At 44.3% G+C, this 17854-nt stretch carries 17 protein-coding genes; 12 read left to right on the plus strand and 5 right to left on the minus strand.

Features of this window, described 5'->3' with window-relative positions; genetic code table 11:
* Positions 1–148 precede the first annotated feature (148 nt).
* The gene (locus tag LGO15_RS04750; protein WP_167833275.1) at positions 149–1087 is read left to right on the plus strand and encodes a DMT family transporter; all 939 of its coding nucleotides are present in this window, start codon (positions 149–151) and stop codon (positions 1085–1087) included.
* A 48-nt stretch (positions 1088–1135) separates the two neighbouring features.
* Here the strand turns inward: LGO15_RS04750 and LGO15_RS04755 are convergent, their stop codons facing one another.
* Positions 1136–2314 carry an MFS transporter gene (locus LGO15_RS04755; protein ID WP_167833276.1) on the minus strand — a complete coding sequence of 393 codons (1179 nt, stop codon included), beginning with the start codon at positions 2312–2314 and terminating at the stop codon, positions 1136–1138.
* 160 nt (positions 2315–2474) lie between these two features.
* Between LGO15_RS04755 and LGO15_RS04760 the strand changes: the two genes are divergently transcribed.
* From LGO15_RS04760 to ggt, 6 genes are all read left to right on the plus strand, one after another.
* On the plus strand, positions 2475–2861 hold the full coding sequence (locus tag LGO15_RS04760; protein ID WP_167833277.1) for an OsmC family protein: 387 nt from the start codon (positions 2475–2477) through the stop codon (positions 2859–2861).
* 334 nt (positions 2862–3195) lie between these two features.
* Complete coding sequence (locus LGO15_RS04765; RefSeq protein WP_167833278.1) at positions 3196–3813, plus strand: YczE/YyaS/YitT family protein; 618 nt, start codon at positions 3196–3198, stop codon at positions 3811–3813.
* 154 nt (positions 3814–3967) lie between these two features.
* Positions 3968–4804, plus strand: a complete 837-nt coding sequence (locus LGO15_RS04770) for a YfkD famly protein (RefSeq protein WP_226086939.1) — start codon at positions 3968–3970, stop codon at positions 4802–4804.
* A 173-nt stretch (positions 4805–4977) separates the two neighbouring features.
* Positions 4978–5775, plus strand: a complete 798-nt coding sequence (locus tag LGO15_RS04775; protein WP_209438011.1) for a YtxH domain-containing protein — start codon at positions 4978–4980, stop codon at positions 5773–5775.
* 320 nt (positions 5776–6095) lie between these two features.
* Positions 6096–7454: an IS1182 family transposase gene (locus LGO15_RS04780; RefSeq protein ID WP_226085104.1), complete on the plus strand. Its 1359-nt coding sequence runs from the start codon at positions 6096–6098 to the stop codon at positions 7452–7454.
* A gap of 522 nt (positions 7455–7976) precedes the next feature.
* A complete protein-coding gene (gene ggt, locus LGO15_RS04785; RefSeq protein WP_226086940.1) occupies positions 7977–9662 on the plus strand; it encodes a gamma-glutamyltransferase in 1686 nt (561 codons plus the stop codon).
* Positions 9663–9701: 39 nt separating this feature from the next.
* On the opposite strand, the gene LGO15_RS04790 is transcribed toward ggt, so the two are convergent.
* Positions 9702–10205, minus strand: coding sequence for a DUF421 domain-containing protein (locus tag LGO15_RS04790; RefSeq protein WP_167833281.1), 504 nt, complete (start codon positions 10203–10205; stop codon positions 9702–9704).
* A gap of 156 nt (positions 10206–10361) precedes the next feature.
* Between LGO15_RS04790 and LGO15_RS04795 the strand changes: the two genes are divergently transcribed.
* Positions 10362–10547, plus strand: coding sequence for an SE1561 family protein (locus tag LGO15_RS04795; protein ID WP_167833282.1), 186 nt, complete (start codon positions 10362–10364; stop codon positions 10545–10547).
* Positions 10548–10567: 20 nt separating this feature from the next.
* Here the strand turns inward: LGO15_RS04795 and LGO15_RS24140 are convergent, their stop codons facing one another.
* Complete coding sequence (locus LGO15_RS24140) at positions 10568–10702, minus strand: hypothetical protein (protein ID WP_264163883.1); 135 nt, start codon at positions 10700–10702, stop codon at positions 10568–10570.
* A 177-nt stretch (positions 10703–10879) separates the two neighbouring features.
* Between LGO15_RS24140 and LGO15_RS04800 the strand changes: the two genes are divergently transcribed.
* On the plus strand, positions 10880–12433 hold the full coding sequence (locus LGO15_RS04800; RefSeq protein ID WP_167833283.1) for a fumarate hydratase: 1554 nt from the start codon (positions 10880–10882) through the stop codon (positions 12431–12433).
* 93 nt (positions 12434–12526) lie between these two features.
* Here the strand turns inward: LGO15_RS04800 and LGO15_RS04805 are convergent, their stop codons facing one another.
* A complete protein-coding gene (locus LGO15_RS04805) occupies positions 12527–13540 on the minus strand; it encodes a DUF3231 family protein (RefSeq protein WP_167833284.1) in 1014 nt (337 codons plus the stop codon).
* A gap of 117 nt (positions 13541–13657) precedes the next feature.
* On the opposite strand from LGO15_RS04805, the gene pdaA reads away from it, so the two are divergent.
* The 3 genes from pdaA to rlmD all read left to right on the plus strand — a co-directional run bounded on the left by pdaA (position 13658) and on the right by rlmD (position 17212).
* Positions 13658–14467 carry a delta-lactam-biosynthetic de-N-acetylase gene (gene pdaA / locus LGO15_RS04810; RefSeq protein ID WP_226086941.1) on the plus strand — a complete coding sequence of 270 codons (810 nt, stop codon included), beginning with the start codon at positions 13658–13660 and terminating at the stop codon, positions 14465–14467.
* Between the two features lie 297 nt (positions 14468–14764).
* Positions 14765–15625, plus strand: coding sequence for a DNA-3-methyladenine glycosylase family protein (locus LGO15_RS04815; protein ID WP_226086942.1), 861 nt, complete (start codon positions 14765–14767; stop codon positions 15623–15625).
* 15 nt (positions 15626–15640) lie between these two features.
* Entirely contained in the window at positions 15641–17212 is a 1572-nt protein-coding gene (rlmD, locus tag LGO15_RS04820; protein ID WP_226086943.1) for a 23S rRNA (uracil(1939)-C(5))-methyltransferase RlmD, read from the plus strand.
* A 33-nt stretch (positions 17213–17245) separates the two neighbouring features.
* Here the strand turns inward: rlmD and LGO15_RS04825 are convergent, their stop codons facing one another.
* Positions 17246–17800 (minus strand): TetR/AcrR family transcriptional regulator, encoded by a 555-nt coding sequence (locus tag LGO15_RS04825; RefSeq protein ID WP_226086944.1) that lies wholly within the window; start codon positions 17798–17800, stop codon positions 17246–17248.
* Between the last annotated feature and the right edge of the window lie 54 nt (positions 17801–17854).

Below are 17854 nucleotides of genomic sequence, written 5' to 3' on the forward strand. Positions count from 1 at the left end.
ATCAATCCCCTTAAAAAACACGAAAGCTGCCACCAGAATGGTGACAGCGAGAATCCAAGTCGAAAAATACATATTGTGTTCACTATTATGTTACCATACAATATATGCTTTTTGAAAGAATAATGCGTCTGTCTAAGGAGATCATTTAATGACAACAAAAGACTTTTTTACCCACCCGCTTGGAATTGCTGTTTCGGCTGTAGGTGCGACCTTCCTATGGGGAAGTGCGTTCCCATTCATAAAGCTGAGCTATAACAGCCTTGATATCAGGCCGGAAGAGATGGGGGAGCAAATGCTGTTTGCAGGGTACCGATTCCTGCTTGCCGGGCTGCTTATCCTGATCATGTTCCTCCTTTTAAAAAGGAAGATGAAATTCAGGCCCGAAAGTACTAAGTCTCTTCTGAAAATTGGCCTGTTCCAGACGTTTCTCCAATATGTCCTGTTTTATATCGGACTTAGTTATTCAACCGGAATCCAGGGCTCAATCATTGCCGGGACCACTTCGTTTTTTCAAATCCTGCTTGCGCACTTCCTTTATCCTGATGACAGGATGAGCCGTTTAAAGGTTGCCGGGCTGATGGTCGGATTCACAGGGGTTATCTTCGCGAACTGGCCTAATGGTGATTATGAAATCAGTTTTGGTATTGGAGAAATCCTGCTTATGGGAGCGATGATGGCTGGTGCCTACGGAAATATCCTTGCAAAACAGGGTAGCGCTAAGATGGAGGTCATTTATTTAACAGCTTACCAGATGATCCTGGGATCCCTCGGCTTGATTGCCATTGGAGCTTTCTCAGTGGGGATTGCGCCTTTCGATTTCGATTTAAAGTCAGGTTTGATGCTTCTCTATCTGGCATTTCTTTCAGCAGCAGGCTTTATTTTATGGAACAATGTCATGAAGTACAATCAGGTCGGCAAGGTCTCATTGTATCTGTTCCTCGTCCCTGTATTCGGCGTGATACTATCAGCGGTGCTGCTTGCTGAACCAATACATTATTTTGTCATTGCTGGATTACTTTTTGTAGTCGTCGGTATCGTGCTTGTCAACCGGCCAGCCCGAAAAAGAAACAGCCTCCCTGCGAAATAGGGAGGCTTTTTTGGGTTTTAAAAATCGAACATGGAGCTTGTTTTCTTTTTACACAGAGTTTGCCTGTTGGGTTGAACCATCATGACGAACGGCAACCAGGGCGATGAAAATCAACAGCAGCATCGTACTGATCACATAAAAGAAGCTGATGCCTTTCAGCCATTGTATGGCCAGCCCGCCAATGAAGGGACCGCTGATGCTTCCAAAGCTGAAGAAAATTCCGCACATCAAATTGCCTGCTGGCAGCAGCTGTTTCGGCAGCAGGTCGGCCATATAGCTAATTCCAAGGGAGAACGTAGATCCTACAAGCGTTCCTGCTATAAAGAAGCAAACAAGCAGTCCGGTTGTCGAATTCTCAAGCAAACCGGCAGCAGTAAAACTGATGAAGCCGGTGACCGTGACGAATAGCAGGACATTCCTACGGCCAAGCTTATCACTCAATATTCCTAACGGAAGCTGGGAAAGGATCCCGCCTATCGCGAATGCTGGAAGCAGAAGTGCGACTGCATCAACGCCAATTCCAGATCTCATGGCGTAAACAGGGAAGTTGCCATTTAAGCTCGCTTCCAAAAATCCATAGCCAAACGGCGGCAGGAATGCGACCCAAGCATATTTGAAAACTTTCCCGAATCTCTTCATTGTCCCGAAAAATGAAGTAGAATCCGTGTCGTGTTCTGGCCGCTCATTATTCAAAAGCCAGACGGTCAGCCATGCGGCAAGGCTTATGGCAGAAGAAATAATGAACGGCAGCGCGGTGTTTATTTTAACAAACCCTGTCATCAGCGGGCCGGCAGCGAATCCGAGCCCAAAGAACAATCCATAAAGCGAAATATTCCTTCCAATCCGGTCTTTAGGCGAGAAAGAAGTAATCCATGTCTGTGTGGCAAAATGAAGCATATGATCTCCGATCCCGATTGCGAGCCTAAGCAAGAACCAGAACCAAAAGGACTTCCATAATGGAAATAATGCAAGGGAAATGGCGACGGTAAAGCCGCCGATGAGAATGATGGGCTTGTAACCGAATCTGCGGAGAGGCGCCTCCATTAATGGTGAGGCAATCAGTATGCCTATATATAAACCTGTGGCGTGCAAGCCATTCATGGATGATGATACACCATCCTGTTCAAAAATAATTGCAATCAAGGGAAGCAGCATCCCCTGTGAAAATCCGGAAATCGCGACAATGCTGACCAAAATCCAGAAACGAAGCTTCATACTTATGTTCATATTTAAAATCTCCCTGGGTACTTAATACTCTTTAGATGTTAACGATATAAATTTTTTAGTGCAACGGTTTTTATTTTTAATTAAGGAAAAAATAGTGTAATCTCATGGTAATAATCAAAATTAACTACTTTATAAGCGGATAGATAAGGGAGAGGGTATCATGGAATTCAAAATGAAACCGGATGTTGGTTTTTATACAGAGACAGACTTTGGCAGGCTTGATGTGGCGGGTGATGATCAGTATGGTTTCAGGCCTTACCAGCTGCTCGTATCATCTATAGCGGTATGCAGCGGCGGTGTCCTGCGCAAGGTGCTGGAAAAAATGAGGATGGAAATCGAGGATATCCATATCCAGGCGGATGCTGAACGTGTAGAGGAGGAAGCGAACAGAGTAAGCAAGATTACAGTCCACTTCCGCATTGCCGGCAGCAATCTCGATGAAAAGAAAATCGAAAAGGCGATGGCTCTGACGAGGAAAAATTGCTCGATGGTCCAATCGGTGGTAGGCAGCATCGAGGTTGAAGAAACGTTTGAAATCGTTCAATAAATTGCCTTAAAAAGGCGAGATACACATATAGTTTGTTATGCTATAATGAGTATTGGATTGAACATGCTTTAATATAATAGAACTAATGAACTCTGTTCCGAGAGGACAGGGTTCTTTTTTCGCTGTAAAAAAGCAAGTTCCTGTTGGACTAAAAAACGGAAACGTTAAATTGGACACTTTTGAAGCCAAGGGGCAGACAAAATGTCTAAGAAAGGCCATTTCGAAGCAAGTGGGCGGCCAAAATGTCCAAGAAAGACAGTTTAATGGACATATCCAAGCAAGTGGACAGCCTAAATGTCCATTATAAGGTTATAGATGAAGGAGAATAAGGAATATGGCTTTTGTTTATCGCACTCTATTTTACATTATTGGGTTAAGTATTCTATCTTTTGGAGTCTCGATGACGATTAAAGCGGGGCTGGGAACAGGTGCATGGGATGCGCTCAATGTCGGTTTATCGAAAACTGTAGGGCTGACACCTGGCAGCTGGGTTGTAATTGTGGGGATTGTCATGATTTTCATCAATGCGTCTCTAGTAAAAAGACGTCCAGATGTTGCGGCGATCATCACGCTGCTGATCACTGGTGTGCTGATTGACTTCTGGCTTTTGCGAGTGTTCGAAGATTTGGTTGTGACCGGCTACGCAAAACAATTTGCAGTTTTTATTTTGGGAATGGTCGCGCTGAGCTTCGGGCTGGCAGTATATTTGCAGCCAAAGTTTCCATTGATCCCAATCGATAATTTCATGATGGCATTAAGAGAACGCTTTGGCCTCAATCTGATGGTAGCTAAAACCCTTGGAGAAGTGTTCGCCCTGTCCGCTGCATTCATTTTTAAAGGACCAATCGGTATCGGAACCTTGATTGTCACCTTTGCCATCGGCCCGCTTATCCAATTGTTCTACCCTTACTGTGAAAAACTTTATAATAAGCTGCTTACGTCGGCACGATGATTTATGGCTCTGCACAATGCAGGGCCTTTTATTATGTAAATGAATTAACAAAGTTTCCGAAAACCACCTTAAACTTTGGATAAAGTTAATGAACTCCGAAAACACTATAAACAAACTTATAAGTTTCCCGTAGTGAAAGGAGAAAACAACACCGATGAAAAAAGCAGCAGCTATTCTAGTTATGACTACTGTTTTCATGATGTCCATTTTAGCGCCAGGCTTTGCTGAGGAAGGGAAAGGGAAAAAGGCTCCACCACCACCTAAGCAGGAGGAAAGCGCAAAGTATACAATCCCCAACTCAGTCATGAATATCACAAAAGACAACACATACCCAAACCCGACAGAGGATTTGCCTTTCCTACAGCCTAGTGAGCTGACGAAGAACCTGTTGAAGACATCGAAAGTAAAGATTGAGAACCCGGATTTGATCAGAATGCTGAATGAAACTTCCATTAACAGCACCCCTTTTGCCATCGGCTATCGTGCGATTGTATACCTTGGGGAATGGCCATTGAATTATGTATCGACTGAAACTTCCCCGAACTGGGAGTTCCAGAAAATAAATACCAACTACTATGATAATCGCGGCGGGAATTCTATTTATCAAATCCATTATGTACAAGAGCAGCAAAAGTCTGTGAAGGGTGGCTTGACAGCGAAAATCAAGAACGCTGAAGATGTGCAAAAAATGATGCTTTTAAAAGCAGCAAAGAAAACGGGGCTGCCGCTGGCGTTTGAAACCATTGTTGGCGGGGGTACGAAAAAGGATCATATTTATAATATCCAGCCAAAACGCCTCGGTTACCTTTACGCCTACGCTCCGGCGATAAACGAAAAGGGCAAGGTAACCTATGGTGAGGTCTACTTGATGCTAAAAGGAAGCAAGAAGTTTATCGTCGTCAAAAATGTCGTTTCACAGGGGATCGGAGCATGGATCCCGGTTCAGGATCATGTCAGCTTCGGTTTTGTTTCAAGTGAGAGACCGAGATAAAAGATAACGCAGGAAAGCCTTATTCCGATAAAAGGAGTGAGTTTTTTTTTGTGTACATGGTAATTTTATCCTCTTGACAAAAGGTATATATATCCTGTTTAACGCTTGTCAGACCCGGGAATTAGATAGACATAACAATTTGAAACACCAAAAACTAAAGGAGGAAATCTATTATGTCTGACAACATTCTTTCTAACCAAACAGGTAACAACTCCAATTATAATATGAACAACAATATGTACAGTTCTTCAAGGGAAAATGCAACGTATGATACGACAACTGGCACAACAACGTACGCGAGCACAAATTCTGGTGATTCCTATTCTAACAATACATCAATGGGCGGCTACTCAAACAGCTATGCTCTAGACAACTCTAGCAGCACAGGCTCATCCAGCACAGGTTCATCGAATGGCAAACTAATGAAGGGTGTATTAATTGGCGCAGCCATTGGCGGTGCATTGACACTGCTTGACTCAAACACTCGTACAAAGGTAAAGAATAAAGCAGTCGATGCCAAAGACACGTCAATGAATGTGTTCAGCGAAGTCAAAAACAATCCTACTGATGTGAAGGATCAAATGATGAGCAGTTTTAAAGAAGCATCCAGTATCCTAAAAGAAGCCATCAGTGATGCGCAAAACCTTTACCAGCGCCTGAATGATGATGTGTTCAGCAAAATGAATGAGGCGAAATCCAATTCATCGGAAGCTATGCAAACAGTGATGGATGCTAAGGAAGACCTCAAGGACGTTGGATCAAAAGTGAAGGAAGCAGGCTCAACTGCGATGGATAACCCAGTGGTGAACTCGGCGTCCGAATCAAATTCTTCAAACTCTGGATCCAATGGTGCAGCTGACGCTTATGCTACAGGCATGGAAAGTAAACCATCTGATACAACAGGTTTAGGTAACACTTCTAATGCCTTCACTGTATCCCCGGAAAACCAGAAAAATGATAACAATCGCTAAACTTTTACCAGGAAACCAGTCCTAATCCAGGACTGGTCAGACTGTAGACAAACTCGATGGAAATCGAGCTTGTCTACAGTCTTTTTTTTGGTTGGTGCTGAAATGGGGGCTGTTGATTTCCGTTCCAGGCGCTTCGCTTTCCGCGGGGCTGGCGGTGAGCCTCCTCACCGCCGTTGGCGTCTGCGGGGTCTCACCTGTCCAGCTGAGCCCGCAGGAGTCTACGCGCCTTCCACTCCAATCAACAGGACTTACAAACTTAACGTGGAACTAAACATAAGTCTATTTTAAAATAGATACATATAACGCTTGAGGTGATGAAGATGCTTTCAAAGAACAATCCAATCCAACGAGATCAATTAGAAATGGTTGCTTTAGACCAACTGGTTCCTATGGAACATTTAGTCCGTAAAATGGAAGCAGCCATAGATTTTTCTTTCATTTATGACTTGGTGAAAGATGTGTATTCGGAAGTAGGCCGCCCAAGCATTGACCCTGTGATTTTAATTAAACTCACTTTTATTCAATATACCTTTGGCATTCGTTCCATGCGCCAGACCATTGCCGAAGTAGAAACGAATATGGCTTACCGCTGGTTTTTGGGTTATGGATTCCATGATAAAGTGCCCCACTTCTCCACCTTCGGGAAGAATTACGAACGCCGTTTTAAAGACACTGATTTGTTTGAACAGATTTTCTATCGAATTCTTAAGACCGCAGCTGATAAGAAACTTATTAGTGCAGAACACGTCTTCATTGATTCAACCCACGTTAAAGCAAGTGCGAATAAGCATAAATTCGAGAAGAAAGTAGTGCGGAAGGAAACACGGGCGTATCAAGAGAAACTCCAGGAAGAAATCAATCAAGATCGGGAAGAACATGGGAAGAAGCCTTTTCCTCCTGATAAATTCGACAAGGAAGAATCGAAGGAAATAAAGGAAAGCACGACCGATCCGGAGAGTGGATACTACGTCAAGGATGAACGGACAAAGCAGTTTGCCTACTCCTTTCATGCGGCATCAGACCGAAATGGATTTGTCCTAGGAACAATTGTGACACCTGGTAACACCCATGACAGCCTGATCCTTGAACCACTGGTAGAACAAGTAATAGAGAAAGTTGGAAAGCCCAAAGCCGTTGCGGCCGACGCAGCCTATAAAACTCCAGCCATTACGAAGTTTCTGTTTGAAAATGAAATAACTCCGGCTTTGCCTTATACCCGACCACGAACGAAGGACGGATTCTTCCGTAAATATGACTATGTATATGACGAATTTTATGACTGTTACTTGTGTCCTGCCGGTGAGATCCTAAGGTATTCCACCACTACAAAAGAGGGATATCGTGAGTACAAATCTCCCAAACATATCTGCGCCACCTGCCCATTTTTAGCGCAATGTACAGAAAGCAAAGACCACCAAAAGGTGGTAACGCGCCACATCTGGCATGAGTATTTGGAAGAGGCAGACCATTTAAGGCACCAATCAGAAGTAAAACAAATCTATGCGAAGCGCAAAGAAACCATTGAGCGCGTATTCGCAGATGCAAAAGAAAAGCATGGCATGCGTTGGACAACCCTAAGGGGACTTAAAAAATTGTCGATGCAGGCGATGCTTACTTTCGCTGCATTGAACTTGAAGAAGATGGCCAACTGGACATGGAGAAGTCCAGTAATGGCCTAAAAGTATAGAAAAGAGAGTCTATTTCCTTTGAAAAATTCGATGAAATCCAAAAAGGGGTTCGGAATGAGAGCATTCCGAACCCCTTTTGTCTACAAACTGACCAGTCCTAATCCAGGACTGGTTTTTTATTGTACACCAGGAAATTATAAAAGTATTTTTGTGTGGATACTCCATATGGGTATCTTAATCCAGCTCCAGCGCCTAGCCCCTCGAGACGCTTGTCTAGCTGCGGCTCCTAACTCCTCGAGACGTTTCGGCCCTGCCAATGAAGTCAAAGAGCGACTTCAGTGTCAGGTCCTCCAAGGCTTGTCGGAGTTGGACAGTCGCCTTCGCTTTTCGAGTTCGGTCCTGCCAATGAAGTCAAAGAACGACTTCACTGTCAAGCCCTCCACCGCTTGTCGGGGCTGAACGAGGCGCTTGCGCTTTTTGTTCTTGTCTTTACTCCCATATATTTGGTTGTTTCCCGATTTCAACTCGGGGGTAATTAATAGTACAAGCAGATAGATAGGGAGGACAAAGTCAATGGATAAAGAAATGAAACCACGCTCGAACAGGTGTGATTATGATAGAGAAACAGCTACAGGTAAAATCGCAATGGCAGCTTCAGCTCATCCGATCGCCACGAATGCCGGTGAGAAGATTCTCCGTGATGGCGGTAATGCGATTGATGCAGCGATCGCCATCCAATTTGGGCTGAATGTCGGGGAACCGATGATGACCGGAATTGGCGGAAGCGGATTTTTCATGGTCTACCACGCTGAAAGCAAGACAACGAAAATCTTTGATGGCCATACGAGAGCTCCTAAAGCAGCGCATCCAGAACTCTTTTTAGATGATGAAGGTGAAGTGATTCCGTTTAAAGAAAGGTCGACACATGCCACGGGAGTTGGTGTCCCGGGAATTCTGAAAGCCATGGAAGCAGCCAGGAAGGAATATGGAACAAAGCCGCTGGCTGAATTGATTGAACCTGCTGCCCAGGCGGCGGAAAAGGGCGTGGAAGTAAACTGGGTGATGGAAGAAATCCTTAACACGTTTGATTATCGACTTGGCGATCATGCGAGGGAATTGTTCCAGCCGGGAGGAAAGTCCCTTAAAGAAGGCGATGTCTATCAGAAGGAGCACTTGGCAAAAACATTCCGTATACTTCAGCGTGATGGCATCGAAGCCTTTTATGAAGGAGAGATAGGTGAAGCGATCATCTCAACATTGAAAGAACTTGGCGGCATCATGGAAATGTCTGACCTCAGAGAGTATGACATCACGATTGATGAACCTGTGTGGGGAACATACCGTGATTACAAAATAGCTTCATCCAATATGCCAAGCGCAGGCGGAACAACGATGCTGCAAATCTTAAAACTGCTGGAAGGCTTTGATCTCAGCAAATACAACGCGAAATCCTGGGAAAAGTATTATCTATTTACGGAAGCAATGAGGATTGCGTTTTCAGATAAAATCGCCTTTTCGGGAGACCCTGACTTTGGGGATATTCCGTTAAATGGGTTGCTCAGTGAAGAGTATCTTGCTGAACGACGAAAATTGATTGATTTTGAACGAAGGAATGACTCAGTTGATTTTGGGAACCCATGGGCTTATACAGGTGGTGAAGAAATCAATGTCGTACGCCAGCCGTTCGAGCCTGAGAAAGAAAGAAGCGAAACGACCCATTTCACCGTCATTGACAAATGGGGAAATATTGTTGCTTGCACATCTACGGTTGAACATCCATTTGGTTCGGGAATCATGGTAAAGGACCATGGATTTGTATTAAACAATGAAATGACTGATTTTGATGCAGTCCCTGGAGGGTTGAATCAGATCCAGCCAGGCAAACGTCCGGTAAGCTGCAAGACGCCGACGATTGTATTCAAGAATGATGAACCGGTGCTGACTCTAGGCTCGCCAGGCGGTCCGACAATCATTGGCTCGGTATTTCAGACATTAGTCAATGTTCTTGATTTTGGTATGGATCTAAAAGAGGCTATTGAAGAGCCGAGGATTTTCAACAGTACCGGCCCGCTCATTGGCTGGGAGTCTGGTATAAGCATGGAGGCGAAAGGCGAATTGGAATCAAGGGGCTTCGAGTTCGCCGATGGACCATTCCCGCTCGGCAATGTCCAGGCAATCCAAATTGACGGTGAGAAAGGCCTTATTTATGGGGCGGCTGATTCAAGTCGCGAAGGAAAAGCAACTGGGCTTGATGAATAATTAGTGGGAAAAAGCAGGCTGTTTAAAGCAGCCTGCTTCTTATTTGTCGACGCTAGTCAGTGTATTGGTCTCTGAATCTGATTTTTTAATGACGGAAATGCTGCCGTCTGTTTCGAGGACTACGGCTTCCACCTGATCCATCGAATTGATGCCGCTTGAGCGTGCGGCCTGGAGAATTTCAACCTCCAGCACCCGCTCTTTAATGATATTCTCTTTTAAATATTTCCCCTGGTAAAAAATTAATTTAGGATCTGACTTGATTAGCCTCTTAAAGCCGTCTGAACGTACTGAACTCCAGGCAACTATGTATTGAAGCATGATTAAAATGAAGAATGCGGTAAACCCTTCTACTAGGGCTACTTTTTTATTCAATAAGATTGTTGCCAGCGTTGAACCTAGTGCAACCGTTACGATGAGGTCGAAAGCATTCATTTTTGAAAGTGTTCTTTTTCCAGATAAACGTAACAATAAAACGAGTGCAGCATATGCCAGTACACCAACAATCAATGTTCGCCAAATATTATCCCAAGAATTAAAAAACATCGAATCACCTCATATATGTTTTTTCCTAAAAAAGCCTGTGCAAACATACGGATAAGGGGGAATACTATCCAATAGAACAGAAAAGTCTATCTACAGCTTATTGCACATTCACCCATTTTTCGGTAGGATGTTAGGGTAGTGAAAGGAGCGAGAATCTTGGGAAATCCGATTAATGATAAAAATACGCAGGTCGTATTCCTGAAGCAACGCCTGGATATGTTTGCTGAGTTGCTTGAAGCAATTGATCCGGAGGAAACAGACCTTGAGGATATCGATCGCATGATCCAGATTGTTGAGGAAATGGATGCGAAATGCCGCGAGTTCAAGCATCGCGATATGTAAGAGACCTTTTGATGGGTCTCTTATTTAATTTCACAAACTTTTCCGTCGTCTAGCTTCCAGTGCCTAGCCAGTTTCCATCTAGGGTTTTGGAGAGAAGAAGTATCAAACAGCACGATCGTTTCGGTCCGCCGAATGAAATCGAATAACGACTTCAATGGTCGGCCCTCCAGCGCTTGTCGGGGCTGAACAAGGCGCTTCTGCTTTTCTATTTGTAAACGATTCCACTTTCTATCTTTAAATCGGAAGATGATAGGAGTATAATGATATCGGAGAAATTGTTATAAAATTTTCACATATAAAGAGACAGCAAACAAGGGGAGAGGGGTAGACAGATGAATATCGAAAAGTTCCAGGAAAGCATGTACCAGCTGGTTGTTGAGACATCCACAAACCTTCCTAAGGATGTCCGCCGGGCAATCAAAGCGGCGGCGGAGCGTGAAAATGCGGGGACGCGTTCAGCGATGAGCCTTGATACCATCACCAACAACATCAAAATGGCGGATGATAATGTTTCGCCAATTTGCCAGGATACTGGTCTTCCAACTTTTAAGATCAAGACTCCTGTAGGTGCAAACCAGCTTGTGATGAAAAAAGCGATTTATAATGCAATTGCCCAGGCGACAAAGGATGGCAAGCTGCGCCCGAACTCTGTTGATTCATTGACAGGCGACAACAGCGGTGACAATCTTGGCGGCGGCACTCCTGTCATCAAGTTTGAGCAATGGGAAAAAGACTATATTGACGCTCGTCTAATTTTAAAAGGCGGCGGCTGTGAAAATAAAAATATTCAATACAGCCTTCCTGCAGAATTGGAAGGACTCGGACGTGCCGGGCGCGATCTGGATGGAATCCGCAAATGCATTATGCATTCGGTTTACCAAGCACAAGGACAAGGCTGCAGCGCCGGCTTCATCGGCGTGGGAATCGGCGGCGACCGTTCTTCAGGCTATGATCTTGCAAAAGAGCAGTTATTCCGTACGGTAGACGATGTGAATCCGCATCCAGAACTCCGTGACCTTGAAGAGTATGTAATGGAAAATGCCAACAAACTTGGAATCGGCACAATGGGCTTTGGCGGTGAAACGACGCTTCTAGGCTGCAAAATCGGTGTCATGAACCGTATTCCAGCAAGCTTCTATGTATCTGTTGCGTATAACTGCTGGGCATATCGCCGCCTTGGTGTTGCCGTGAATCCTGAAACGGGAGAGATCCAGGAATGGATGTATCAGGATGGGGAGAAAATCGACTTCGCACAGCCTGCAGCCCAGGAAATCGCGGCGGCTGTTGAAGCACCGGTGGAAGAGAATGTTGTCACATTGACGGCTCCAATTACAGAAGAGCAGATCCGCCAGCTAAAGGTCGGAGATGTCGTGAAAATCGACGGCATGATGTACACCGGACGCGACGCAATCCATAAGTATCTGTCAGACCACGATTCACCAGTGGACCTGAATGGCCAGGTCATCTACCATTGCGGCCCGGTCATGCTGAAGGATGAAGAAGGAAACTGGCACGTAAAGGCTGCAGGCCCGACAACAAGTATTCGCGAGGAGCCTTACCAGGGTGATATCATGAAAAAGTTCGGTATCCGTGCTGTCATCGGTAAAGGTGGAATGGGCGCGAAGACACTGGCTGCACTGAAGGAGCATGGCGGTGTTTACTTGAATGCCATCGGCGGAGCTGCCCAGTATTATGCGGACTGCATCAAGTCAGTAGAGGGTGTAGACCTGATGAACTTTGGTATTCCTGAAGCCATGTGGCACCTGAACGTCGAAGGCTTTACAGCCGTTGTCACAATGGACTCACACGGCAACAGCCTGCACGAAGATGTTGAAAAATCATCCCTTGAAAAATTGGCCCAGTTTGCGGATCGAGTATATAAATAAAACGAATGAGAGGAGACTCGCTTTTTTAAGAGAGTCTCCTTTTATATTGTCCAGCTGGTGTTAGATGTTTGCCTATTTGCCGCCTCAGCCTTTCTATTTCTTCTCTTTAGCCAACTGGTTGCGATCTACATTGCCTGGCTGCCTTTCCATCCACTCATTTTCGATTTGGATATTTCCGCCATCTTCAGCAAAATTTGCTGTCTCCAACAAGAATCTTGCATATGTTGCGCCGAGATCATGCCTTGGACTTACTGCGATTGAATCGCCGAAGTTTCGCACCTTTGCTGACGACAAGTTTGAAATATGGAAGAGCATTAGCTTATCTGAGTACGGAGCTTCAGTCGATTCGGTAATCATGAACTGGCTTGGGATTGAAACAGGCAGGTCTTCTTTGTACATGATCTGGGAAAGTGTGTTGTGTTGTTTGATATTGATTTTTTTTCCGCGTAAAAAATAATTCCTTACTTCTGCATCTTTAGCAACCTGGCTGAACCCCATGACAAGGATCGTTTTGATCGCATTCACCTGTATGTTAAGGTAAAGATGGGTAATTTCCATAGCAGAAAGAGGCCTTTTATCGCCATAATATCCATTAAAAAAACTTTGCTTTTCAACAAAAGTAACCTCTTTCATTTTGGGGATGGATGGAGCCCTTACATGCAATCCCTTGTTCAGCATCATTTCTGTTACCTTATTTGAAAGATTGAGAGAAGAGATATTGATATCTGTGATGGATTGGCGCAGGTCCATCTTCGAGAAACCTGGCAAAGCTACACTATAATAAAGTGCACCGTATTTAACCATCATTTCAAGATAGTTCAGATAAAAGCTGTCAGAAAAAAGCCTGGGCGCACTCTCATTTACATCTCCTTCCAAGGAAAACCCCATAGGCACAGCCATTCCTTCCTGCTGAAACATTTCCTTCAAATGAGAGAGAATGTCCTTGCTCAATTGATCAGCAGTCACCAGGCAATCCTTAATCTCCTCGTCTTCGCAATTCAGTAAAAAATGTTTGAACATGCAGGAAGACATTGAATTTGCCATGTAGATATTCCACAAATTGCCGATCTCTCCGGACGTCCAATCGATTTTTTGTTCCTCCGACATAATGTTCTCCTTAGTGTTTGGTATTTTTACTATTAGCTTCTCAAAATGAAATATACTTATAAGAATTTTTTTTTCCTCCTGACAAACAATAAGGAAAAACATCAATGGAGGAACATCATGAAAAAAATTGTTAAAATTTTGCTTGCTTCAGCAATGCTGCTGTTGATTACCTTGCCTGCTACGACTGGTGCGGAGGAGAACTCCAATTCACCATTGCACTGGGGCTTCAAAAAGGGCCGCAATGGAAGGCAGGCAGATGCCGGGAGGATGTTTGAGGTCATCCTTGAAGACCATGAAGCTGTCTACAAAGGAGATAAGAATTCAAAGGATATTTATTTAACCTTCGATAATGGATATGAAAACGGCTATACCGAGAAAATTCTCGATATTTTAAAGGAAGAAAAGGTGCCGGCTGCATTTTTTGTGACAGGACATTATCTCGACAGTGCACCAGAGCTGGTTGCGCGCATGGCCAATGAGGGTCATATCGTGGGCAACCATTCTTGGCACCATCCTGACATGACGAAAATCAGCGATGAGAAAATCAAAAAGGAACTGGAAATGGTCAGAGCAGAGACGGAAAGAATCACCGGCAAAAAGCATATGACCTATCTTCGCCCGCCGCGCGGAATTTTCAGCGAAAGGACGATGGCGGTCGCGAAGGAAGCCGGCTATACCCATGTATTCTGGTCACTCGCCTTTGTTGACTGGAATACGGACCAGCAGAAAGGTGCGCAATATTCCTATGATAAAATCATGACGCAGATCCACCCAGGAGCAGTACTGCTTCTGCATACTGTATCAAAGGACAACGCCGATGCACTTGGAAAAGTAATCAGGGATCTGAAAGAGCAAGGCTACAATTTTAAAAGTCTGGACGATTTGATGCTGAGCAAAGGCGGTATGAAGGATCCGATGTTATACTAGTATGAAGTTAGTCCCGGCATCTTGTTGGTGCCGGGACTATTGGAATTGGAAAAAAACGTGATAATTACCAATTCGCTATAAAAATGAAAAAGTCGCTAGATAAAAGAAAAAGTCGCTATATAAAGTAAAAACTCGCTATATTATTTCTTTTTTTCGTTAAGAACATCAATATCCTCAATAGTCTTAACTGAATTTCATATAAACAAATTCAGTATCCCTTGAATAAAATCTCCTATCTTCGTAAAAACCTCGTGGAAATGCTATAATACGGGGAAAATACGTAAGGGCGGTTTGTATATGTGGGAAGAAAAGGTGTCGATTTCAGGGCCATATAATTTTGATCTTGCATTAAGCAGGCTGGCGCTTGATCCATTGCATTTTGTTGATATAGAAAAGCGGAGTGTAAAGGTGCCGCTTGTTTTTAACCATAAAAAAATCGTTGCAGAAGTCACCGGAACTGGGTCTCTGGAAAAGCCGGAATTCATTATCCGTGCTGACCATGACAAAGAAATGACACTGCATCGTCTCCACGAAATTTTTCAATGGAATGTGGAACTGCTCCATATTCATGAACATTTCCAGACGACTGAGTTGAAGGGCTTATTCAATGAACATTACGGAACTCCGCTTGTCCTGGAGTTTGACCCGTTCTCGAGTTTGATCAAGAGCATTATCCATCAACAGGTCAATCTTAAATTCGCTTTTACACTAACAGAACGGTTCGTGCATTCTTTCGGTGAGGAGTTGGATGGAGTCTGGTTTTACCCAAGTCCTGAAAAAGTGGCGCAGCTCACGGTCGAAGAACTGCGTGAATTGCAGTTCAGCGGACGGAAGGCAGAGTATGTAATCGGAATCGCCGAATTGGCAGCATCGGGTCAGCTTGATTTTGAAAAAATGAAATCGAAACCTGATGCGGAAGTTGCCCAGGAATTGATTAAAGTCCGCGGAGTTGGTCCATGGACGGTTGAGAACTTCCTGATGTTCGCACTCGGAAGACCAAACCTATTCCCGATGGGCGACATCGGTATCCAGAACGCACTGAAGAAGTATTTCAATCTGGAGGAAAAACCGACTCTAGCGCAGATGGAAAAGTATAAAGAACCATGGAATCCTTATTTAAGCTATGCTTCGCTCTATTTATGGAGAAGCATTGAATAATTGGAGTGAAGTTTTATGAAAAAAGAGCAGCAAATTCATACGAAAAAAGAGCATCGCAGAAAAAAAGATAACCTCGCCAAAGCTGATCAGGGGATGAAACAAGCTCCGCAAAGCAAAGGTCAGCAAGAAAAAGCTATACAAAAAAGGGGCCAGCAAGAAAAAGGCCAACAAACCAAAGTTACTTATAAGAAAAAAGGACAGCAATACCAAAAAGAACAGCAAACCGCTAAGCTGGAGCTGAAGCAGACCTTCCCGCTGACGATCAAGCGTCTTGGCATCAATGGGGAGGGGGTCGGCTATTTCAAACGCCAGGTGGTGTTCGTGCCGGGTGCCCTGCCGGGTGAGGAAATTGTCGCAGAGGCAACGAAGGTTCATCCGAAGTTTGCTGAGGCGAGAATCAAGAAAATCCGTAAACATTCAGAGCATCGGATCAAGCCGCTATGTCCGGTCTACGATCAGTGTGGCGGCTGCCAGTTGCAGCATTTGCGCTATGATCAGCAGCTCAATGAAAAGCGCGATATTGTCATCCAGGCATTGGAGCGCCATACAAAGCTGAAGATCGAATACCTGGATATCCGAAAGACGATTGGCATGGAGAATCCATGGGGTTACCGAAACAAGAGCCAGTTCCAGGTTGGTGAAAAGGACGGAAAGATACTTGCGGGCCTCTATGGTTTGAACTCTCACAACCTGATCAATATCGAGCAGTGTGCGGTACAGCATCCTGCAACGACGAAAGCTACAGAGGTTGTGAAAGGTATTCTGCAGGACTTGAAGATCCCGATTTACAATGAGAAGAAGCACAGTGGGCTTGTCCGCACAATCGTTGCGAGAACGGGAGTGCAGACTGGGGAGCTCCAAATTGTCCTGATCACAACAAAGAAGGAGCTGCCGAAGAAGGACATTATCATCCAGGAGATCAAGAAGCGTCTGCCTGAGGTTCATTCGATTGTCCAAAACGTCAACGGTGAAAAAACTTCGGTCATTTTTGGCAGCGAAACCACAACATTAGAGGGCAGTGATTTTATCCAGGAGACACTGGGCGACCTGCAATTTGAATTATCGGCACGTACATTCTTCCAGCTAAATCCAGAGCAGACGGTTAAACTTTATAACGAAGCGAAGGCAGCTGCAATGCTGACTGGCAAGGAAAAGCTAGTGGATGCGTATTGCGGGGTTGGAACGATTGGTTTGTGGATGGCGGATCAGGCTGGCGAAGTCCGCGGAATGGACGTTATTGCAGAATCCATCGAAGATGCCAAAAAGAATGCCGAGAAGCATGGCGTCAAGCATGCAAAATTTTATATGGGCAAAGCGGAAGAACTGCTTCCAAAATGGCTGAATGAAGGCTGGCGTCCGGATGTGGTCGTCGTCGATCCGCCTCGTACAGGCTGCGACGAGGAATTCCTGAAGACTGTCCTGAAAATCCAGCCAAAAACCTTTGTGTATGTATCCTGCAATCCTTCAACACTTGCAAAGGATATCACGACTCTGAGTTCAAAGTATAAAGTTGAATACATCCAGCCAGTCGATATGTTCCCGCACACTTCTCAGATTGAGAGTGTCACAAGACTGGTACTGAAATAATCAAAGCGCCGGCCCGGATCAGGGCTGGCGCTTTTATCGCATATTGGATAATCCTCTATTTATAAAATTATTAATGATCTCAGCCATCTCCCGAGGTGTTTTATCCATCCCGTTTTCTACCCAATTTTTAATTACATAAATACTGCCGCTGACAACAAAGATATTGATATATTCAAATGTTTCGCGGTCAAAATGGCTGTCGGTAATCCAGTTTTTGAAGATGAATTCATGGGTGATCATCATGCCTTTTTTCTGGAAGTGGATATCGCTGTTTTCACTTAAAAGTGTCTGGCATACATCGCTTTTCTGGGCAATATACTCAAGAATCTTCTCTGTCATTTTCAAAGCTTCTTCTTCTTTGGAAAAATTATATTGGTTCAAAGTCGCTACCATGTCTTCTATGAATTCTTCTTCAATCGCATTCAACAGGTCATATTGACTGGAATAATGAGAATAGAATGTGGAGCGGTTAATATCTGCGAGCTCACAGATTTCCTTTATGGTGATATTGGAAATTGGCTTGTTTTTCAATAAGTCCATCAGACTTTCTTTTAAGACCATCCGGGTGTATTTTTTTCGTCTGTCCATTTTTCAAACCCTTCCTTTATCTGTAAAACATTGAGTTAAACAACAAAAAAAGAT

This window comes from Mesobacillus sp. S13, from assembly GCF_020422885.1.
GTDB lineage: Bacteria > Bacillota > Bacilli > Bacillales > Cytobacillaceae > Mesobacillus > Mesobacillus selenatarsenatis_A.